The sequence below is a fragment of the Rhodococcus sp. C3V genome (assembly GCF_029269915.1).
In the GTDB taxonomy this organism is placed as follows: domain Bacteria; phylum Actinomycetota; class Actinomycetes; order Mycobacteriales; family Mycobacteriaceae; genus Rhodococcus_F; species Rhodococcus_F qingshengii.
In genome coordinates, this window is the sequence record NZ_JARJBE010000018.1 from 1 (window position 1) to 20,472 (window position 20,472).

A 20,472-nucleotide genomic window follows, 5' to 3' on the forward strand; every position below is an offset into this window, starting at 1 on the left:
GATCAGGGCGGAAGGATTCTCATAACTTGCGGCTCACTTGATGGGGGTCATGCCAGTATCGACAAGACCTATTTGCGTTATGTCTGTGAGCTTGGGCCGACCGGACTACACCGCCGTCGCCGTCATACACTGCGCCGCCACAGCCGACGAACCTTCACTGGCGTTTAGTCCGTGTGTCACTTTCGTAATTCGTCCTATTCAAACATCTGTTGGTCATTCCCCGACTCCCATAACTTTGTAATAACGATGCGGGACAGCCACCAGGATCCATCATCTGCACGCTCGGCTTCAAATTTATAGCGGGCGCCGAAGTCATAATGCTCGGATGGTTTGCCTTTCTGTACATGGATCGCAACTAGGTTCGCGAGAATGGTTGCCCTGTTCCCCGCCACATCAGGTACTACATCTGTGTATAGATGCTGGGTAGCTCCCCATACGGGTTTGTCCCCCATCCTGACCAAATTCTCAACGCCGTGAATTACCATGCGCTCATCAATTTCCATGACCACTTCCTCGGAAAGCAAGGAATACAATCCGGTGTAGTTCCCACTGTCAACGGTGAACCCGAACCTGGAAATCAGCTCTCTTAGCGCATCCTTGTCGACAAGCGCCTCATGGTGTGCTGAACTACTGGTCATAATAGAAGCCCTTCGAGCGAGTTGATTTTCGCGGACACCGCAATCATGAATTTATAACGCTAATTTGAACCCGACTCCCCGGATCGTAACTATCGTGTCGGAACTTCCCAGCTTACTGCGGAGGCTACTAATATGTGTATCGACCGTGCGTCCCGACCACGATTCTTTCCACACTTCTTGCATGATATATTCGCGCGTCACCACCCCACCGAAAGAGCGGGCTAGGATCAACAAGAGATCAAACTCTTTTCTGGTAACGGAAATTACTCGTCCGTCCATGACCACATCGCGGGAGTACCGGTCAATATGAAGCGGTCCGCAGTCCACAACGCTATCGGAAGGTCGCGCCAGATCAGGAGTAACTCTACGCATTACCGCTTCAAGTCGCGCGATGAGCTCACGGCGGCCGTAGGGTTTCGTAATGTAGTCGTCGGCGCCGGCCTGTAGCGCCAACACGCAATCCAGTTCTGTGTCGCGCGATGTGACAACGACAATAGGGGTGTCACAAGAAGATCGAATTAGCCGACAGACTTCTAGACCGTCGAGGTCAGGAAGGTCCAGATCCAGAACTATAAGGTCCGCATCGTGATGAACGGCGACCCCGTCCGCACCCGATGTACTGGACCGAACGCTGTGGCCACTTCTGGTGAGCGCCTCAGCCATACACGTGCTGTGCTGTCTGTCGCCGTCAATGATAAGGACACTCCAGCGCCCAATAAGAATTTCACCGCGCCCTGAATCGCCGATACCCCCCGGCCCTTCTCCGGCATCACGGCACTTCGCAACGGATAATACACACTCGGAAGTCACGACACGCCCCCCTTCCTGTCATGCACTCAAGGATTGCCTTACGATTTCTTGAACGCTAGTCTCGGGTCGGTATATCGATATCTGGTTTATTCGATTGCCATACCTGATCAAAAGTGAGGTGCGTCAAGCGCCACCCGTCGCGAGTGCGTGCAGCATTTCCGGTCATGTACGTACCAGAATAGTGGTTAGGACTTTTCACTATTTTGTCCGCAGCCTTCGGAATATGCACTGATAGCAGATTGGCTCTGATGGACGCGCGCTCTGCCACGACTTCGACTATTGGATTCGTGACGATGTGATGAGTCGCCGCCCAGAGCCCTAAGGAAGACGTCTGAAACTTAACTAGTCCATCTAGCCCGCGATGACGACTGACCGGATAGACAATCTCGACGTCGACACTGAAAAGTGACCTAGCCCACTCCTCCGTGATTTCATCGTAATCAATTCCAAGCATGTATCGCTCGATAAGTTGCTGAACCTCGAAGACTGCCTCCTGGGCTACACTCATATCTTATATCTAGTGTAGGAAACTATCATTCGCAACCGAAATTCGGACAAAGTGACTAAGCTCACAAGATGTTGTAATCCCTTGAAGCGCAACACTTTTCGGGAACAGGAAACCAATAAATGCGCATGGCTGAGTGGACATTCTTTAAGAAAAGAATGCCTTAATTTTGCGCTTCAGCGCGCTTTACTTTCGGGCCGTTCGAACAAAAACACAATTCGGAGCAGAGTCGCGGCCTTCTGCCGGCTACTCAAACTCGCCAGCGGCGACGGTGCGTTAGACAGCACTACAGTAGGCGATGCCACCACAAGTATGCAAGTCGACCAAAAATCGACTCACTCCACAATTGCACTCACACCGGATTGGCGGGGCCATCGAGGCGATACTCGGGATGCCGACATAGCTCAGTCACTACACCATGGGTCACCGCGTAGAACATCTTCTGCCCCAGCCTGTTTAGCCGCACGATTTCCGGAGGCAGGGCCTCGGATTGAGGGGACTTCACATGACGCGTGGCCGGTGCAACGTCAGCAAAACTAGTGCCATCGTGCGCGCACAGGAAGTGGTGGACATCCAGATTCAGCGCTAGCGCGATCCCCACGACGTTACGAAAGCTGGGGTTACGTATACGTCCACACCGTATGTGTGAGACTGCGGCCGTACTGAGTGGATACCCAAGAAGAGTCGCACGACAGGCGATCGCCTTGTTCGTATACGTTCGCCCTTCGCGAGCCTCGACTCCCGCAATCAGCTCGTTCAGCCGATCGGCAAGTATCGGATCGCAAGCCGTGCGGGCGACAGGCGGTGTTTCCTGCTGCGAGTGATCCACAATCCCACTCCATTCCGGGCACTCACCCTGCCTCAGCAACATCAGTACCTAAAGTCGTATTAACTACAATTATATAGTAACTACACGTTTAGGCGTGCGCAAAGATCCGGAGAGGTAGCCTGCCGGTCATCGCCCCAAGATCTACGACTCTCTCAGGGACACGCGATGCGTTCGAGGGGTTATTCGCCCCTTGCTGCCCGCTGGGGTCTGTGACGATTGCGCCTTCTTGGACTCTCGGTAGGCCGCTGCGCGAGCGTCACTTGCCAGGTGGATACGGGAGTAGGCGTTGCGCCAGTTGAAGGTGCGGGTTGAATCGTTCGACTTTCCGTTGGTCCACGACCTGTACCGCCGACTCGTTTTTGCCTGACGCTGATGCCTAGGGTTGCGGCGAAGAGCACTAAGCGGCAACAGAGGCACTCAGCTGTCTGCGAGCACTTGTTTGACGACGAGCCAAGGAGAGCGAAGAGGACGTTGGCGCAGATCGAAGAACCGTGCGACGGTCTTGAGTTCGCCGCAGAGAATCTCCGTATACGCCAACTGGCTGTGATGATCCCGCCCGTGGTGCGCTAACGCCACGGGCCTTCCTTGTCTGCGGGCTACCTATCGTGTACTCGAGCATGCGACGTCCCACTACTGACGGGGCTACGGCCGAGATTCTTCATGGTGCCGTGGACCGGATCACCTGGCTCAGGGTGTTCGTAGCGGTGAGGCGCGACCGCCCAACCCATCTCCTGATCCACATGTCGCCACTGGGGCATCAAAGATCGTTCAGGACGGTATCGGGGGTCAGTCGTGGGTCGGCAGGCCCGGCTACCCATCGGCGGGAAGCACAGGACGATGATGTGACGCTCGAGCGGACGTGATCGCCCCCGCGCCGCCCGCCCAGTGGTATCAACCATTTCTTCGCTGTCGTGCCGAACACTGGGATCGCTTGGCAGCGTGTCGGCGCGTCAGCCCTGATCCACGATCGCGCCGAAGCAAGATTCAATCGTGGGCTGCCAGTGTTGTTTCTCGGATGAAATGTGATCAGTCGATGAACTAGTTCTGCGCGAGGCGGCAGTCTTGCACGAAGCCTGACCCGGGTCGGGCACTGAGTGCACAGGATGTCGGCGCTGTATATCTAGCCGCCGCAACGCTATTTCACGGAGCCGGCTGGTTGTTTTGTTGTAGCGGGGCTCGACGTCTTCGCGCGCGGCAGCAGCATGGCCAAGACAACCGGCAGCACAGTGAATGCGATAGTCCACCAGAATGCTGTTCCGAATGCCTGTGCAGTGCCGAGATCAGTCTGCGGTGCGCTCGCCGTGGCGCGAGCAAGGATCACTGCTATGACTGTAGTTCCGAAAGGGGCGCCAATACGCTGAACAATATTGAATGCCGTGGTACCCCGGGCAAGTTGATCCTTTGGAAGGCCCATCATGGCAACAGCATTGAGGGAGGGCGTACTAGCTCCGATACCGACGCCGCGGACGAAGAGAGCGACAATCAATAGCCATGTCATATCGCGCAACTCGGGGAACGCGAAGGGCAAGGTTCCGATCGCCATCAGTATGAAGCCCGCGATGACCTTCGTACGGGCGGATATGTTCTTGGTCAGCTTTTTGCCCCCGACGATTAGTGCTGCCGCGCCGAGACCTTGGGGAACTAGGAACAAGCCTGCCTCGACGATCGAGGAACCATGGACGGCCTGAAAGTACAAGGGCAGCAGAAGCATACCGGCGAACATCGTGAACCCGGATAAGACGCTGAGTCCGTTGGCCACGCTGAAACCACGGTCCGAGTAGAGGCGGACGTCAATGAGGGCTCTGGTGCCGTCGTGTAGCGACCAGCCGATAAATCCGAGGATTCCGATGACACCGAACGCAAGCGGTACCCAAACATTTGCAGGCGCGAGGCCGTGGTCGGCGGTGATGTTGCTCAGTGCGTATACCAGGGCGGCCAGTGACGGCGCGAGTAGCACGAGTCCGACCACGTCGAGTGACCTTTTCTGTGTTGCCCGGTCCCGGGGCGGGAGTATGAGTTGAGCCAAAATTAGCCCCACTACACAGAAGGGGATATTTACGAGGAAAAGCCATCTCCAGTTGGCGCCTTGCACCAGCACGCCGCCGATCACAGGCCCTAGGATGGGCCCGACCTGCACGAGCAGTGAAAAGCTTCCCATCGCTGTCATTAGCCTGGCTGGGCCGGCGACCTGCGTCATGAGTGTCATCAGCACGGGGATGATCAGACCGGCGCCGAGGCCCTGGACAATTCGGAACACAATGAGAGAGTTAAGGTTCCACGCCAGCCCGCAGGCAATTGAACCGGCAAGGAAGGTCGAAAGAGCGATCATCCAGGTGGTGCGACCGCCGAGTCGATCGATCATCCACCCCGACAGCGGAACGATTGCGGCCATCGCCAGCAGAAAACCTGTGATCACCCATTGGGTGTGAGTAAGGCTTGCCCCGAACACCTGCGACAGGTGGTCCACAGCGACGTTGACGATCGTCGAGTCGAGGATGCTGGCGATTGCACCAATTCCTAGAGCCAGGATTGTCAGATTGAGGCTTCGACTACTTGCTTCTTGCGGTGCACTGGGTGCGGCTGTCTGAACGGTCGAGCCCATCAGTGGCCTCCTTCATTCTTGAGTGCGGCATCGCCCACAATCTTCATTCTTGAGTGCGGCATCACCGACAATATCCGTAGTGACTACAATAATGCAATAACTACAGAATTTTGCGCGGGATGCGTATCTCGATGGATTCCGCTCGTGGGATCGGGCCGACAAGGGTGCGACCGGCGAGGTGGTGCGCAGAATTTTGACCCGCTGCCAGACAGGCAGGCCTGGCTTCAGAATGGTCGGATGGCCGCTCCTGAAGCGCGGGCCTGATAGTGGGTTTGGGGGTTTGGTCAGGCTGCAGCGCATTCATCAGCGAAGGCGAGCGCCTTGAGGTGATAAGCACGGGCGGACCACCCTAGGCTGATGTTGTGACCGGCCTGGCGATGGTGCTCGATTTCAACACGAGGAGAAGCAACGAGCAACTCACGTATCTCGCCGATTGCTCTCTCGTCATGCTGCCACCATCCCTCGTGCTCGGCGAAGGTCATACGAACTGGAACACTAAGCCGCGCAGCGATATCGGGTAGCCTCATCGCCCAGCTCGCGGTCTCGTTCAGTTCTCGTGCAGGCGCGAGAGTGACGATTTCCTTGGACGTCGTGAAGGTGTGGGGTGGGTATAGGCGAAGCGGACCCCAGTTGCGTTGCGGCGAGATAGCGGAGTATCCAGAATCGGCGAACCGGTATCCGCACCCCGATATCTCGATTCCCAACAGGTTCGGCACCAGCTGACGTGCACCCATCACCAGCGCGATTTTGCCGCCGAAGGAGTGCGCGACGAGCACTATCCCCCGGCCTTTCGACCGGGACGACAAAAAGTGTTGTACGCCATCCGATATGACATCGGCCTGTTCGTCGATAAGTAGTCCGTCGCTGAATTGGATGGCCGACGCTCCATAGCCTGGGCGGTCGACGCAGAGGACGTTGTAACCCAACTGGGCGGCGAGTGCCATTAACGACTGCCCTGGCAACAAGCGTCCGTGGAAGTATCGCGCGGTCATCCCCGCCCCGTGAAGCGCGACGATAGTTGCGCGGGGCGGACCGGTCGGAGCAACGAACAAAGCGGAAAGTACGCCGGCACTGGTCTGCAGGTGTACACGCTCAACCTCCGCCTCAGATGATGAAACAACAATCCTCTCAGAGCCCGGGGATAGCGGCATGCCAGTGGCTGGGTCGGTAATTGTCATCGCGGATCGCCCACTTGGCGCCAAGTGACCGGCCGACTCACTTCTCCCGAACGCCAGCGGATTTGGCCGACTTCGGCGTACGGACTGCCGTCCGTCGCGGTGCGTACGCTGCGCCGGCGCGATATAACTGCAAACAGGGCAGCAGAGTCCTCAGGTGAGAGCTCGGCACCGATCTGTGAATATGGGCAAGCTGGCATCTCTTGAGGTCCCTTCTACTGCGGCGGGTTTCCGTGTTTACGGGCTGGGAGATCTGTATGTTTGGTACGCAACATGTTCAGGGCGCGGATCACCAGCGGCCGAGTCTCGCCAGGCTCAATGACATCGTCGACCAGTCCCCGTTCGGCGGAGTAGTACGGATGCATAAGGTCGGCGTGATATTGATCGACCAGGCGTTGGCGTTCGGCGGTTGAGTCCTTCGCCGCTGCAATCTGTTTGCGAAACACCACGTTCGCAGCGCCCTCCGCCCCCATCACGGCTATCTCGTTGGACGGCCATGCCAGGGCGACATCGGCGCCCACACTTCGAGAATCCATCACGATGTAAGCGCCGCCATACGCCTTTCGTAGCACTACTGAAACCCTTGGCACCGTGGCATTGCAGTAGACGTACAGCAACTTCGCGCCACGACGAATGATGCCGCTGTGCTCCTGGTCGACACCTGGAAGGAAACCAGGGACATCGACCAGAGTCACCAGCGGGATGTTGAAGGCATCGCACATCTGGACGAATCGGGCGGCCTTCTCGCTAGCGTCGATATTCAGTGCGCCGGCCAGCACCTGCGGTTGGTTGGCGACGAAGCCGACCACGTGTCCGTCCATACGGCCCAGAGCGACGACGATATTTGCCGCCCAATGTTCATGGATTTCCATGAACTCGCCGTTATCAACGATCTCGGAGAGCACAGCGCGTATGTCGTACGGAACAGACCCACTGTCCGGCACGAGCTCGGCGAGTCGTTCGCTGGTACGGTGCGGCGAATCGCCACTAGGAACGCGCGGTGACCGTTCACGATTGTTTTGGGGCAGCATCGCCAGCAGGAAGCGCACATCATCAAGTGCCGTCTGCTCATCTTCGTAGTCAAAGTGAGATACACCAGACTTAGTTGCGTGAATCGCGGCACCGCCCAACTCTTCGGCGGTTACGCTTTGGCCCGTCACAGCAGCAACTACATCGGGTCCGGTAATGAACATTTGCGAAGTATCCCGGACCATGAAGACGAAGTCAGTGAGCGCGGGGGAATACGCTGCGCCACCTGCACAGGGCCCCAGCATTACGCTGATCTGCGGTATCACTCCGGACGCCTTGGTGTTCCGGACGAAAATCCCGCCGTATCCGGCAAGGGCGGTGACGCCCTCTTGGATGCGGGCGCCGGCCCCGTCATTGAGAGAGACCAGAGGTGCGCCAGCAGAGATGGCCAGGTCCATAACCTTGTGAATTTTGGCGGCATGCGCCTCACCTAGTGCACCGCCAAAGATGCGGAAGTCATGGGCATAGACGAAGACAGTCCTGCCGTGGACAGTGCCCCAGCCTGCTACGACGCCGTCGGTATGTGGTCGCCGGGTCTCTAGTCCAAAACCCTGCGCTCTGTGACGGCGTAAACCTCTAGTTCCGTAAATGATTCGGGATCTAAGAGCAAATCTATCCGCTCACGGGCGGTGAGCTTGCCCTTGCCGTGCTGGCGCTCAGTTGCTTCGGCATCACCATCTCGCACTACCTCCTTGAGTAGACGCAACTTCTCAAGCCTGCTGACGCCAGTGTCCGCTACCCCAGCCGGGGTGTTGGCAATAGTCATCGGTCCCCCTCCGCGTGAGCCTTGGCGTGGGCAAGCGTCGCAAGGCTGTTGGTACTCAAGGCATGGTGGACATACTGCTTTGCGGTCTCGATGTCGGTGCCGACACCGAGCACATCTTCGATGGCTTGAGCCCTGATGACGGCAGTGTGCTGTGACGACGCGACGACCTCGTCTGCCTCTTGTTCAAATAGCCATACACCGGTATGCAGCTCCATCAGGGCAGGCAAAGTGCTTTGCTTGTAGGCAATCTTGCTGCGCGGCACAACGACCCGAAGCGACTTGGTCGTGTGAGTCGATCCGTCAGGACTACGCGTGTCCATTTCGAGTGACTGCACCCCCGGAGTCGGCTCACCAAGGCGCACGGTGACTACGTGGGGGAGCCGGTCGGGCCACAGATGTGCGTCGTTCACGAAGTCGAACACGTCGTCAACAGAGCCGCGAATCCGAACGGTGTCGACGAAAGTTATGGTCCGTGATGCGGCGAGCACGTCCCGCTCGATATTGAATTTGAGCGAAGCGAGTTCCGCGCGCGAGTTCGTGTCGACGGCCTCGTCGATCCAGGCCGATGCACTCGTGTCGTCCGCAGTGTAGTCGTGAAGTAAGCGCACCCGCGACGAGCCGTTAGGCAGCGACTCAATGATCCAGCTCCCACCCATGGAGGCAATCGGACTCTGGCTGCGTTCTTGCCGGAAGTCAATCCGCGTATTGGCCGCGTCCAACACGCGCCGCGAGGTCCAGTTTTTGACATCGTCAACAGCCGTCGCCCAGATTTCGATCAGCTCCTCGTGATCTGACTTGGAGATGCGTTCTACGTGCAGGGTTGGTGGAAAAATCCTGGGCCAGTTGGTGACATCGGCGATGAGGGTGTAGATCTGTGCGGCTGGGGCGTCTATGTCGATCGCGTGCTCCGCGTGACGGCGCGTTAATTCTGCGGTCATGGCAGTCCTCTCGAAGAAGGGATCAAAACTCAGGCTCAGAAGTTGCCCAGGCCTCCACAGACATTGAGGGCCTGCGACGTTATCGACGCAGCCGCGTCGGTCGCTAGGTAACCGACCAGGCCGGCGACCTCGTCGGCGGTGCTGTATCGACCGAGGGGTATTTTCGCTTCGAACTTCTCCAACACCTCGTTTTCGGTAATTTCGTAGAGGTTGGCGTAGTTTCTCCGAACCTGCTGTGCCATTGGCGTTTCCACGTAGCCAGGGCAGACCGCATTGACGGTAATTCCGGTGGGGGCAAGTTCGTTGCCGAGTGCCTTCGTGAAGCCGACGACACCGTGCTTCGACGCCGAATAAGGGGCGCCAAGGACGACGCCCTGTTTGCCTGCCGTTGACGCGATGTTGATGATGCGTCCCCACGACTTGTCCCGCATGCCACCAACATTGAGGACGGCATGGGTCAACCGGAATACGCCGTTGAGGTTGGTATCGATGACGTTGTCCCACACATCTTGGGAGAGGTTGGCAGTGACGCCTCCCCCGCTGATGCCGGCACTGTTCAGCAGAACGTCGACGGGGCCGAACGTAGCGACGGCGCTTGCAACGAAGTTGCGAACTGAATCCCCGTCACGGACGTCAACCTCATATCCGGCGACAGAATATCCTTTCTCGCACAGGTCCTTCACTGCCGAGGACACGTTCTCGGCAGTGCGCGCGCCAATGTAGATTTTGGCACCTTGGGTGCCGAATAGTTCTGCGGCCGCTAGTCCAATACCACTAGTGCCACCGGCAATCAACACGACTTTCTCGTCGGTCATGGTTCCTCCGTGCTCGTCGATAGTTTCAGGTCAGGCGGCGGTGGTGTCCAAAGAGCGGACGAGATCGATGAACATTCTCGGCGTCAGGGCGTCGAGAAGCGCTGATTCATCGAGCGATACGCTGTACTCGCGCTCCACTCGTCCAGCAGTTTCCAGGATTGCCAGAGAGTCGTAGCCGAGCGCCTCGAACTCGGTGTCGAGAATGTCGTCGTTAAGGTCGACTGCGTCGTCGACGCCCGAGCCCTCGGTGAGAATGCGGCGAAGATCGTGAATTCCGAACTCGCTTGCGTTCATGGTTTTACCTCTTCATTCGTTGTGGGTGCCGGGACTGGCGCAAATAGGATGAATCGGGCTGTCGCCCAAAAACTCTCAGCGCGGTGCGGTAAGAACGACAGCAGAATTGAATCCCCGATAGCCTCGCGCTATGACGAGGGCGTTGTGCAACCGCGCTGCGCGTGGTTGGCACACGAGGTCAAGGCCGTAGGTATGGTCCGGCTCGACGTTGATCGTTGGCGGGATCGTGCTGTCACCGATCGCTAATAGTGCCGTTGCCACATCAAGTGGTCCGCCACCGGCGCAAAGGCGACCGTACGCTGCTTTGGGTGCAGTGACAGGTACGCGTCTTTTTCCGAAGATGTCAATGATGGCGTCGGCTTCCGCGCGGTCAAGTTCGGGGATGCCTGCCGCGTCGGCGAAAATGACGTCGATGTCGTCCGCCGCGACGTCAGCGTCGGTCAACGCGTTCGAGATCGCCCTGCGCAATCCATCCTTCCGTGGTGGGCCATCGCCCGGATCGAATGTCGCGCCGTAGCCGGAGATAACGCCATATACTTCACGACCGCGCTGGCGAGCGGAGTCTACTGATTCGAGGACGAACATCGATCCGCCTTCGCCCGGCACGTGTCCAGAGGCGTCTCGGTCGAAGGGAAGGTAGGCCCGGTCGGGATCGCCGCAGGTACTGAGCAGTCCGCTGGATTGGATTCCTACCAGTCCCCAGGCGCAGAGCGTCGAGTCAACTGCACCGGTAAGCGCGGTCGTCGTCCCCTTTCGGATCTGCCTACGGGCTTGAGCTATGGCGTCGAGGCCTCCCGCCGCATCCGAGACGACTACGCCGCTGGGGCCTTTTAGGCCGTTGCGGATCGAAATCTGTCCGGTGTTAACCGCGTAGAACCACGCAAACGACTGGTAAGCGCTGACGTACTGTCCGCCTTTACTCCATAACGCTTGGAGTTCACGCTCCGCAAATCCGAAACCGCCCGCGGAGCTGGCCGTAGAGACTCCGATGGTAAACGGATCGAGGGTGGACAGATCGAGATCAGCATCCTGCAAGGCCCAATCTGCTGCCACGAGCGATAGGCGAGTGACTCGATCGGTCTGCGGCTTGAGGCGGCCCGGCAGCAACTGCTCCGGGGCGAAGTCGCGAATTTCGCCGGCGAGGTGGTTCGGATACCGAGTGGTGTCGAAAGTTGTGATCGGGCCGATGCCGCTCTTCCCGATACGGGTCGATGCCCAGTAGTCATGTTTGCCGACCCCGGTGGGAGCCAACACCCCTAGACCAGTCACTCCCACCGCAGTCATCGTGTAACCGCCTTGTCAGGCGCGGCCAGAACCATTGCGCTTTGGAAGCCGCCGAAACCGCTACCCACCGTAAGCGCCACATCGACAACATGATCTCGTGCGGTTACGGGAACATAGTCCAGGTCACATAGTGGATCTGCAGTGTGCAGATTTGCGGTCGGTGGTACGACATTGTGTTTGATTGCCAAAGCGGTGGCGGCTATCTCGATCGACCCGATGGCCCCGAGCGAGTGTCCGACCATTGATTTTATTGAACTGATCGGGGTGCTGTATGCATGTTCGCCTAGGCTGCGTTTGAATGCAGCCGTCTCGTGGCGGTCATTTTGCTTGGTGCCAGACCCATGCGCATTGATGTAGTCAATGACGGTGCCGTCGAGTCTGGCTTCATCGAGAGCACCTGTAATGGCTTCGGCCATCTCCAGTCCGTGCGCACGCAGACCCGTCATATGGTAGGCGTTGCTGCGAGTGGCATAGCCGGCAATCTCGGCATAAATTTGTGCTCCTCGGGCCTTCGCTGCTTCGTAGTCTTCGAGGACGAACATGGCCGATCCTTCGCCGAGAACGAAGCCGTTGCGGGTGTCGTCGAACGGCCGTGAGGCGGTCTCCGGCTCCTCGGTTTGTGGGGTGGTTGCCTTGATGGCGTCGAAGCAAGCCATCGTGATTGGAGAGATTGGAGCATCGGCCGCGCCCGCGATCATGACGTCAGCGGTACCTTCACGGATGAGGTCGACGGCGTAACCCACTGAGTCGAGGCCTGATGTGCAGCCAGCTGAGACAACGGTTGAGGGTCCTCGCGCGCCTGCAGACTCCGCTACCTCGGCGGCGAATGAACTGGGTACGAAGTAGTCGTAGAAGAACTGGTCGGCATAGCGATGGTCGGCACAGTCGAGGGAACCGGAGTCGGTCTGAATGCGGTACTCCTGATCAAGCCGCGTGGTGGCGCCGACTGCACTGCCGACGGCAACCCCAATACGGAACGGGTCGATGGTGTCGACGTCGAGTCCGCTGTCGCGTAGGGCTCCGCGTGCGGTTAACAGCGCGAATTGCGCTGCCCGATCCATCCGCCGCTCTTCTCGGGCGGATATGCCATGTTCGGTGACTGATATGTCGATCTCAGCCGCGACCTGAGATCGAAACGGCGTGGGGTCGAAGAAGGAGATCCGACGCGTGGCAGTTCGTCCGGCCGTCAGTAACGACCAGAATTCGGCGGAACCAACACCGCCGGGTGCGAGCACCTCAAGTCCAGTAATGACTACACGTCGTCTGCTCATTATGTTCCTTCCCGTATTTGTCAGGCAAAACCAGGTAAAGGTGGAGATTCAGCGCATTAATCGCTGGGATCGATTCGGCAGAGCACGCTGCCTCCGCTAATCGTGCTGCCGGTGCGCACGTCCATTCCGGCAATCACGCCGGGGCGGTGAGCTTTTAGGGGTTGCTCCATTTTCATCGCCTCGATGACCGCAACGAGGTCACCTTCAGCGACTGTGTCACCATTTACGACAGCGACTTTCACGACTGTCCCGAGCATCGGTGCGATCAGCGCATCAGCCGATACTGCGCGCACTGTTGTTGATGATGACCGCGGACGACGTGCAGGCGCGCGTCGGTCGACCGAAGCATCCACGGGAATAGTGACCTCGACGCGTCTCCCGTTGACCTCGACGACCAGGGTTTCACTGTCGGGAGCGCTTCCGAGCGCCGTGGACAGTTGTTGGGGCGCAATTGTTTCGGTGAATTCGTCCTCGATCCACCGAGTGTGTACACGCATTGGTGCATTCACGAAGTCTGGTTCAGTGACGATGGCGCGGTGAAATGGGAGCACGGTCGGCACGCCGTCGACGGCGAACTCATGAAGCGCACGCCGCGCACGCCGTAACGCAGTCGCTCGGTCTGGTCCAGAGACGATCAGCTTTGCCAGCAGCGAGTCCCAAGCAGCTCCCAGTTCGTCTCCGACGACGACGCCAGAGTCAATACGTACGCCAGGACCCGACGGTATGTCGAATCTCGTGATGCGCCCTGGTCCTGGCAGGAAACTGCGGCCAGGATCCTCAGCATTGATTCGGAACTCAAACGCATGTCCGTGCGGAGGGGGGTCGGTGTATCCAAGAGGTTCACCCTCCGCGATGCGTAGCTGCTCGTCGACTAGGTCGATGCCGGTGACCTCTTCGGTGACAGGATGTTCAACCTGTAGTCGAGTATTGACTTCCAGGAAGGACAGCGAGCCATCAGATCCGACAAGAAACTCGCAAGTGCCGGCCCCGACGTAACCAGCACGTCGAAGGATGGCTTTGGACGCTGTAGTGATGCGTTCGTTCTGCTCCGCGGTCAGGAACGGCGCCGGCGCCTCCTCAACAAGCTTCTGATGCCGACGTTGCAGCGAACAATCACGTGTCGAGACGACCACTACGTTGGAGTGTTCATCTGCTAAGCACTGAGTTTCGACATGGCGTGGCTTGTCGAGGTAACGCTCTACGAAGCATTCGCCCCGTCCAAAGGTGGCAACCGCCTCGCGGCGAGCAGAGTCGAATAGCTCCGGGATGTCTCCAATTTCCCACGCCACCTTCAGCCCACGTCCTCCCCCGCCGAACGCTGCCTTAATCGCGACTGGAAGGCCGTGTGCATTCGCGAACGCCACAACGTCGTCGGCACACTCGACTGGATCGGCAGTACCAGGTACAAGTGGGGCACCCACTTCGGCAGCAATCTTGCGTGCGGCGACCTTGTCACCCAGCGCCCGGATTGCATTGGGCGATGGGCCGATCCACACAAGCCCCGCGTCGAGAACTGCCTGGGCAAAATCTGCGTTCTCCGAGAGGAAACCATAGCCTGGGTGGACTGAATCTGCCCCTGATGCGGCCGCGGCCTCAATGATCTTGTCGACAGCAAGATAGCTGTCGGACGGCGTAGAGCCGCCAAGCGAATATGCTTCATCGGCAAGCGTGACGTGGCGAGATGCACTGTCCGGCTTCGCGTAGATCGCGACCGACCGGATTCCGCGATCGCGGCACGTACGAATGATGCGTACTGCAATTTCTCCACGGTTCGCTATAAGGAGTTTCGTAATCTTGGACGACACTTGACGGCTCCATGAGAATGTTTAGCGCGAACGAACGGAATGTTCCCTTACTCGTATGCAAGCTTTAATGCCTGAGCTGGACATACGTAGGAGGCACGTTCAGCAGAGTTCAATTTTCCTTCTCCAAGATTGGCATGGAGGATTTTTACGAGCCCATTTTCGTCCTGATCAAATAGGCTTGGGTCGGTGCGCACACATTGCCCCGCACCGATGCATACTCTGTGATCTGCGATGATCCTCATAGTCCCTTTACCACCTCACCGGGAGTTCGTAGAGTCCATATACCAGCGCATCGCTTTTGAATGAGAGCTGCGATTCGTCTACAGCCAACTCCAGGGAAGGAATTCTTCTGAATATAGTCTCGAAAACAATTTGAAGCTCCAACCGCCCAAGATTTTGACCAAGACATTGATGAGGCCCGTAGCCGAAGGCCACGTGATGCCTTGTGTCCCGGTTGATATTTATGTTCTCAGGATTCTCGAATGCTGCGGGGTCACGATTTGCGGAAAATGTTGATGCAATTACAGCTTCACCCTTCATGACGAGAACGTCTCCGACCTGAACATCTGCGGTGGCTAAACGGTGCGCACCGAAGTCAGGAATCGTGTAAAACCGCAGCATCTCGTCGACAAAGGACGCGATCTTTTTGGGGCTCGATTTTATCTCACTAAGCATAGCGGGGTTAGACAGAGCGGTGTAGACGCCAAGGTTGATCATGTTCGCCGTCGTCTCGTGGCCGGCGAGCAATACGAGTAGCGCCAGGCTGGCGAGTTGAGGTCGGTCGATTTCACCGTCGTCGCGAAGTTGCAACTCGATCTGGCGGCTCAGCAAATCATCACCTGGGTTATCGAGCTTCTCTTCGATGAGCTTGTCCATGTAGTTTCTCAGTTTGACCGAGATGGCGATACGTCCCTGTTCATCGGTGGTCCGGCGCAGTAGTACGTCCGCCAGCTCCATGAAGTACTCATGACCCTCGTAGGGCATGCCCAGGATCTCTGACACGACCAAAGACGGAACCGGCAGCGAGAACGCCTGGTTGAGGTCAACGGGCTGTGGCAGGAGAAGCATGTCGTCGATAAATCCGTCGACGATTTCCTGTATGCGAGGTTTCATCGCGGCAACGCGTCGGACTGAGAATTCGCTGATCACTGGCCGCCGAGCAGCTGCGTGCTCGGCGCCGTCGAGAATGATCATGAACGGTGCATGCTTTGCGAGAGCAGCATTCTGCCCTGCGACAACAACGGGGAAGTCCTTATTCCGGCGGTCGGAACTTAGGTTGGGATTGGACATGACGGCTCGGACGTCGTCGTAGCGAGTGACCAACCAGGCCTTCCTTCCATCTGGCAGCACGACTTGGCTTACAGGTTCTTCGTCTCGCAACCGGGTGTATACCGGGGGGATGGCGTACGGGCATTCACGTTGAATCGGAAAGCGAACCTCGTCGTGCGTGTCAGATGTCATTGAGAAGCTCCGTTTCCGTTATGGAAGGTGTCGTTGCTGACCAGTGATAGAAGCGGGTCGCCATGGCGTCTGACGGCGAGCGCCATGTGTCCGGGTCGAAGACCTTGATATAGGGATTTAGGTCTTGACTTATTCGCACGAAGCGTGGGTCGGACTTCGCATCCTCGATACGCGACCCGCCGCGATGGTCATCGAAGTCTTGGACATGGAAATACAGCCCGTCGAGCGAAAACAGCTGACGCCGACGCGTTCCCATACGCTCGGGCAATTCTGTCGTTCGATCGAACTCCGAGAAAAGTCCCTCCACCGTCGATATATCTTCGGCAGCCAGCCTGGCGACGATGATCGTGCTGTGCATCGCCGCCGGCGAGGCGCCGAGGCTTCCCAGCCACTTATAGAACACTGATGCCGATGAATCCGCTGGAGAACTCCATGTTTCAGAATTCAGCGGGGTTACATATGGCGACAGATCTGCTGCGAGTTGACCCATCCTAGGATCCAACTTTACTGTCGCCAATGCCGATTCATCCGCGTCGTCTTCAAAATCGTAGACGTGCACTTGAATATCGTTATAGATAAACAGTTGTCGACGGACCAATCCGATCGCGGCGGGAATTTCTGTGCCGTCGAATTCGGCGAAAATTTCTGCCACACGATCCACAGAGTCGGGTTTCATCCTGGATGCGGTCACCATCGTGCCCATATAAAGCGATCCTCTCGAAGCGTCAGCGGGTTATGACATAGAGCCGATATTGCTTACGCGTGCTCGTACACAGAAAAAGAGTCACATAGCAGCATCACAAGTATCTACACATGATGCGAAAATCTTTCAGGACGTGAAGCTAACCGTGGCTGGTTCGCCTCACAACAGTGCAAAGTTCATGTCAAGATTTCCTGACGGAATGCTGTAAATCCGATACGCGGGGACTTCAGGTTGCTGGGTCACTGCAGGTGTATGCGATTCTTTTGGCGCCAAATCGGAATAATTACAAAAAAAGAGTCACTGTTTTAATGATCGTGCTGTATACTTGCAGTCGACTATCGTGTGGCGACTGGAGGAGTGTGCGTGATGACGGGGCTGCGCGAGAAGAAGAAGGCTCAGACCCGCAAACGCCTGGCCGACGCGGCGCTCTCACTGTTCTGCGAGCGAGGGTTCGACAACGTCACGGTCGCAGAGGTCGCGAGCTCAGTGGACGCTGCTGTCAGCACGCTTTTCTCTTATTTTCCCAGCAAGGAGTCTCTGGTCTTCGACGAGGACGACAGCTACGAGCAGGCGCTGGTTACGGCCGTTCGCGAACGTGACCAAAACGCGTCAATTCTGGACGCACTCGAGGGATTCTTCCTCGCGGTACCCCACCGCGGCAGCGACGAGGCCGCCGCGGCTTTTGTCGGTCTGGTGAATTCCACTCCAGCACTCCTGGACTACGCATCGAGGATGCAACGGCGGTGGGAAGCGTCTCTCGCCGCAGCCCTTGCCGACGCTGCCGGACTGCCACAGGGCGATATTTTGGCAACAGTCTTGGCACGGTACGTGCTAGACGCTGACTTCGTTGTCACCTACGGATCAGAACCGCGATCGACGTTAAGGACGATATTCGCCCGACTGCGAGAAGGTTGGTCGGATTTCGGAACGCCCGCCGAAGCATCAGCCATGCGCGTCACTACTTAGCGCGATTCCTGGGGCACCTATTTTCGCATCCGCCGTACCCTTCGGTGCGGATGTTGCGACAAAGCCTTGCGGGAGCGGCGGTTTCGCTCATCTGGCTGCCTTCCTGAGAGTCGGTGGAGTCACTCTCCTGTCACCATGTCGAGTGCTTCTGCCTCTTTCCGCAACCTCGAACAGGTCTATTCGTTTCCCGCTGTTGGCAATGTGAGCGTCACGGCAACGATGTAAAAACGATCGGCCGTGATGTCGATCCGATGAATCTGCCCGTCGGGGTCGAATGAGATGGTCATCAGGACAAGTAGACGCCCGAACGGGGCGATCGCGACGCCTGGTTCGCCATCGATGAGCACCACTGCTGCCTTCTTCGCGCGCGTGGTGAACTGCCGAGTCTCGTCCGCAACCTCTGCGAACCCACGGATGACCCTCGACGCTCCGGGCGCAACGAGAATTGGATCTACTGTTCGGATCACGTCCGGTGCAAGAAGTTCGAGCAAGGTGGGGATATCGCTTCCGCGTGAGGCGGCGAGGAACACCTTCACGATCTTGGTGTGTTCCGGTATTTGTGAGGACGCAGGGGTGGGTGCGGCGTGAATTTTGGTGCAGGCTCGGCTCGCCAACTTCTTACTTGTCGCCGCAGTGCGATCCAGGATGTTCCCGATTTCGTCGAAGGGCATGGCGAATACGTCGTGCATCGCGAACGCAACCCGCTCGGCCGGGGACAGACGTTCGAGGACCACCAGGAGTGCGCGACTGACAGACTCAGCGAGAAGCACTTCCGCGTCCGGGCCGCTTGTTTCGCCTTCGAGAGGAAGAGCGTCGCCCACCAAGGTTTCGCGGCGCCGGTGACGCGCTTTGAGCGTATCGAGTGCTGTTCGCGTGGTGATCGTGGTGAGCCAACCTGCAAGATTGGCGATCGCACCCGTATCCGATGAGGCAACCTTCAACCGCACGGCCTGGATTACGTCTTCCGCGTCAGGCATGGAGCCGACGAACCTGGAAAGCCACGGACATCAAGTGCGGGCGAAGTTCGTCGAATCGTCGGGCGAGGGTCTCACTGTCCATGAGTCACCTTTTGGGGAGCGGCAGTCGTCAAAGGAATGACCAAGTCCTTTGTCTACCGAAAGCGCATTGCACTTCGGATACACGCTTTCTTCGAGAGGAAAGGCAGTCAGACAAGAGTTTCACAATGGATCATGTGGCTCTATCGGCATAGTTCTTGTCCGATTCGGCGGCGTGGCCGGAGCAGCTTCTGTGTGAGAATTAGGATACCTAATTAATTCGTCGAAATTGCGGACCACGAGGAAAACAGATGAGCTGCACCACCGAGACATATGACCGCGCATGGAATGCGATCGTCGACGACCTGACTCGCCGCCAGTTCGGGATGGGAACAGCCACCGCCGGCATCGCCGCGTTCCTCGCTTCATGTAGTTCAGCGCAAACCTCCGAAGAACGTGACGCGCGGGAAACACGCACAGTGACCACCCCCGACGGGACCTTCGAGATTCCGGCAGCTCCGACTCGGGTCATCGCCATCGATTCCCGTCTCGACCTGGAACCGGCAGTAGCGCTCGAACTGCCCATCGTCGGATACACCTACGCCCCGGCAACACCTTGGGTGCCGGTCGATTCCGCCGCCCCATTCCTCGACGGTGCACCCAACTTGGAACGACTGCTCGCGCTGGCACCAGATCTGATCATCTGCTCGACCGGGTATGCGGAATCGCTGCCCTACTCCGATCTAGCGACCATAGCCCCGGTTCTGACAACGGACTTCACTCTCGACTGGCGCGCAAACCTCGACAGGTTGGCTGGATGGTTGGGACGGACAGCAACATTGGACAAACTGATCGGCGACTACGACACACTCATCGGCGACATCCGCACCCGTCACCGCGCGATGATCGAATCCACGAAAGTCGCCAGCATCTCCTATCTGCCCGACACGAGCATGCTCTACATCACGAGCATCCGGACCTCGCTCAAAGGTGACAAGCCGAGCGATATGTCCCTCTTCGACATCGGTGGAACATCGTTGACCGTTCCCGGAATCGACGGGCAAGGCGGAATCACCGCCGAGAGCATCGACCTCCTCAACGAATGCGACGGCTTCATGGTCACCGAAGAGCCAGACAGCGCCGCATACCGGGCGCTAGCAGAAAACCCTCTCTGGCAACGACTCCCCGCAGTGCAAGCAGGACACGTCACCACACTCGGCGGATCAACCTATTACGGATCGCTCTACACCAACACCTACGTCGCACGCGGATGGGACGCGCTATACACCAAGATGTCGTGAACATTGAAGACGTAACACACCCTGCGATTATCCTGGGCGAGGCTTATGCCACGGCCGCAGGTAACGGGGCCTGATAGAGGGCCCCGTCTCACAGCACATCGCCCACAACACATTGAATCTCCGTCTCGCCAACGCAAGGATAGCCTGCGTATGACGTTTCCCCTCGGCTCGGTTGCGATCGTAGAAAACCTGCGACTGGGCACTGTGCCGGATCTTGCGCTGCGCCGACAGATAGAACGCACGCAACAGCCTTCGGTCACACGCTCTCAACACCCGACCACGGAA

The 20,472-nt window shown here is 57.9% G+C and carries 19 protein-coding genes and 1 pseudogene; 2 read left to right on the forward strand and 18 right to left on the reverse strand.

What is annotated here, in order from left to right:
• Positions 1 to 194: 194 nt before the first annotated feature.
• The 16 genes from P3G66_RS29020 to P3G66_RS29090 all read right to left on the reverse strand — a co-directional run bounded on the left by P3G66_RS29020 (position 195) and on the right by P3G66_RS29090 (position 16,925).
• Complete coding sequence (locus tag P3G66_RS29020) at positions 195 to 638, reverse strand: nuclear transport factor 2 family protein (RefSeq protein WP_276117477.1); 444 nt, start codon at positions 636 to 638, stop codon at positions 195 to 197.
• A 51-nt stretch (positions 639 to 689) separates the two neighbouring features.
• Positions 690 to 1,448, reverse strand: a complete 759-nt coding sequence (locus tag P3G66_RS29025) for a response regulator transcription factor (RefSeq protein ID WP_276117478.1) — start codon at positions 1,446 to 1,448, stop codon at positions 690 to 692.
• A gap of 1,751 nt (positions 1,449 to 3,199) precedes the next feature.
• Positions 3,200 to 3,358: a hypothetical protein gene (locus P3G66_RS29030; RefSeq protein ID WP_276117479.1), complete on the reverse strand. Its 159-nt coding sequence runs from the start codon at positions 3,356 to 3,358 to the stop codon at positions 3,200 to 3,202.
• A gap of 559 nt (positions 3,359 to 3,917) precedes the next feature.
• The gene (locus P3G66_RS29035) at positions 3,918 to 5,384 is read right to left on the reverse strand and encodes a DHA2 family efflux MFS transporter permease subunit (protein WP_276117480.1); all 1,467 of its coding nucleotides are present in this window, start codon (positions 5,382 to 5,384) and stop codon (positions 3,918 to 3,920) included.
• A 284-nt stretch (positions 5,385 to 5,668) separates the two neighbouring features.
• Positions 5,669 to 6,562, reverse strand: a complete 894-nt coding sequence (locus tag P3G66_RS29040; RefSeq protein ID WP_346349167.1) for an alpha/beta fold hydrolase — start codon at positions 6,560 to 6,562, stop codon at positions 5,669 to 5,671.
• A 212-nt stretch (positions 6,563 to 6,774) separates the two neighbouring features.
• Positions 6,775 to 8,181, reverse strand: a complete 1,407-nt coding sequence (locus P3G66_RS29045; protein WP_346349170.1) for an acyl-CoA carboxylase subunit beta — start codon at positions 8,179 to 8,181, stop codon at positions 6,775 to 6,777.
• Positions 8,127 to 8,354, reverse strand: coding sequence for a carboxyl transferase domain-containing protein (locus P3G66_RS29050; RefSeq protein ID WP_276117481.1), 228 nt, complete (start codon positions 8,352 to 8,354; stop codon positions 8,127 to 8,129). Before P3G66_RS29050 ends, P3G66_RS29045 begins: the two co-directional genes overlap by 55 nt.
• The gene (locus tag P3G66_RS29055; RefSeq protein ID WP_276117482.1) at positions 8,351 to 9,292 is read right to left on the reverse strand and encodes an aromatase/cyclase; all 942 of its coding nucleotides are present in this window, start codon (positions 9,290 to 9,292) and stop codon (positions 8,351 to 8,353) included. The genes P3G66_RS29050 and P3G66_RS29055 overlap by 4 nt, the downstream gene beginning before the upstream one ends.
• A 35-nt stretch (positions 9,293 to 9,327) precedes the next feature.
• Positions 9,328 to 10,107: an SDR family NAD(P)-dependent oxidoreductase gene (locus P3G66_RS29060; RefSeq protein WP_276117483.1), complete on the reverse strand. Its 780-nt coding sequence runs from the start codon at positions 10,105 to 10,107 to the stop codon at positions 9,328 to 9,330.
• A 30-nt stretch (positions 10,108 to 10,137) separates the two neighbouring features.
• Complete coding sequence (locus tag P3G66_RS29065; protein WP_276117484.1) at positions 10,138 to 10,401, reverse strand: acyl carrier protein; 264 nt, start codon at positions 10,399 to 10,401, stop codon at positions 10,138 to 10,140.
• A 75-nt stretch (positions 10,402 to 10,476) separates the two neighbouring features.
• Positions 10,477 to 11,685, reverse strand: a complete 1,209-nt coding sequence (locus P3G66_RS29070; RefSeq protein WP_276117485.1) for a ketosynthase chain-length factor — start codon at positions 11,683 to 11,685, stop codon at positions 10,477 to 10,479.
• Positions 11,682 to 12,956 carry a beta-ketoacyl-[acyl-carrier-protein] synthase family protein gene (locus P3G66_RS29075; RefSeq protein ID WP_276117486.1) on the reverse strand — a complete coding sequence of 425 codons (1,275 nt, stop codon included), beginning with the start codon at positions 12,954 to 12,956 and terminating at the stop codon, positions 11,682 to 11,684. Before P3G66_RS29075 ends, P3G66_RS29070 begins: the two co-directional genes overlap by 4 nt.
• 56 nt (positions 12,957 to 13,012) lie before the next feature.
• A complete protein-coding gene (locus tag P3G66_RS29080) occupies positions 13,013 to 14,761 on the reverse strand; it encodes a biotin carboxylase N-terminal domain-containing protein (protein WP_276117487.1) in 1,749 nt (582 codons plus the stop codon).
• Positions 14,762 to 14,808: 47 nt separating this feature from the next.
• The gene (locus P3G66_RS31980) at positions 14,809 to 15,003 is read right to left on the reverse strand and encodes a ferredoxin (protein ID WP_346349168.1); all 195 of its coding nucleotides are present in this window, start codon (positions 15,001 to 15,003) and stop codon (positions 14,809 to 14,811) included.
• Positions 15,004 to 15,010: 7 nt separating this feature from the next.
• Complete coding sequence (locus tag P3G66_RS29085; RefSeq protein ID WP_276117488.1) at positions 15,011 to 16,222, reverse strand: cytochrome P450; 1,212 nt, start codon at positions 16,220 to 16,222, stop codon at positions 15,011 to 15,013.
• On the reverse strand, positions 16,212 to 16,925 hold the full coding sequence (locus tag P3G66_RS29090) for a TcmI family type II polyketide cyclase (protein WP_276117489.1): 714 nt from the start codon (positions 16,923 to 16,925) through the stop codon (positions 16,212 to 16,214). The genes P3G66_RS29085 and P3G66_RS29090 overlap by 11 nt, the downstream gene beginning before the upstream one ends.
• A 366-nt stretch (positions 16,926 to 17,291) precedes the next feature.
• Between P3G66_RS29090 and P3G66_RS29095 the strand changes: the two genes are divergently transcribed.
• The gene (locus P3G66_RS29095) at positions 17,292 to 17,891 is read left to right on the forward strand and encodes a TetR family transcriptional regulator (RefSeq protein ID WP_276117490.1); all 600 of its coding nucleotides are present in this window, start codon (positions 17,292 to 17,294) and stop codon (positions 17,889 to 17,891) included.
• 176 nt (positions 17,892 to 18,067) lie between these two features.
• On the opposite strand, the gene P3G66_RS29100 is transcribed toward P3G66_RS29095, so the two are convergent.
• Positions 18,068 to 18,868: a sigma factor-like helix-turn-helix DNA-binding protein gene (locus tag P3G66_RS29100; RefSeq protein ID WP_276117491.1), complete on the reverse strand. Its 801-nt coding sequence runs from the start codon at positions 18,866 to 18,868 to the stop codon at positions 18,068 to 18,070.
• A gap of 329 nt (positions 18,869 to 19,197) precedes the next feature.
• Here P3G66_RS29100 and P3G66_RS29105 point away from each other — a divergent pair, with 329 nt between their 5' ends.
• Positions 19,198 to 20,187, forward strand: a complete 990-nt coding sequence (locus P3G66_RS29105) for an ABC transporter substrate-binding protein (protein WP_276117492.1) — start codon at positions 19,198 to 19,200, stop codon at positions 20,185 to 20,187.
• A gap of 88 nt (positions 20,188 to 20,275) precedes the next feature.
• On the opposite strand, the pseudogene P3G66_RS29110 reads toward P3G66_RS29105, so the two are convergent.
• Positions 20,276 to 20,445, reverse strand: a pseudogene (locus P3G66_RS29110) (IS110 family transposase); the annotation flags it as partial.
• Positions 20,446 to 20,472: the final 27 nt, after the last annotated feature.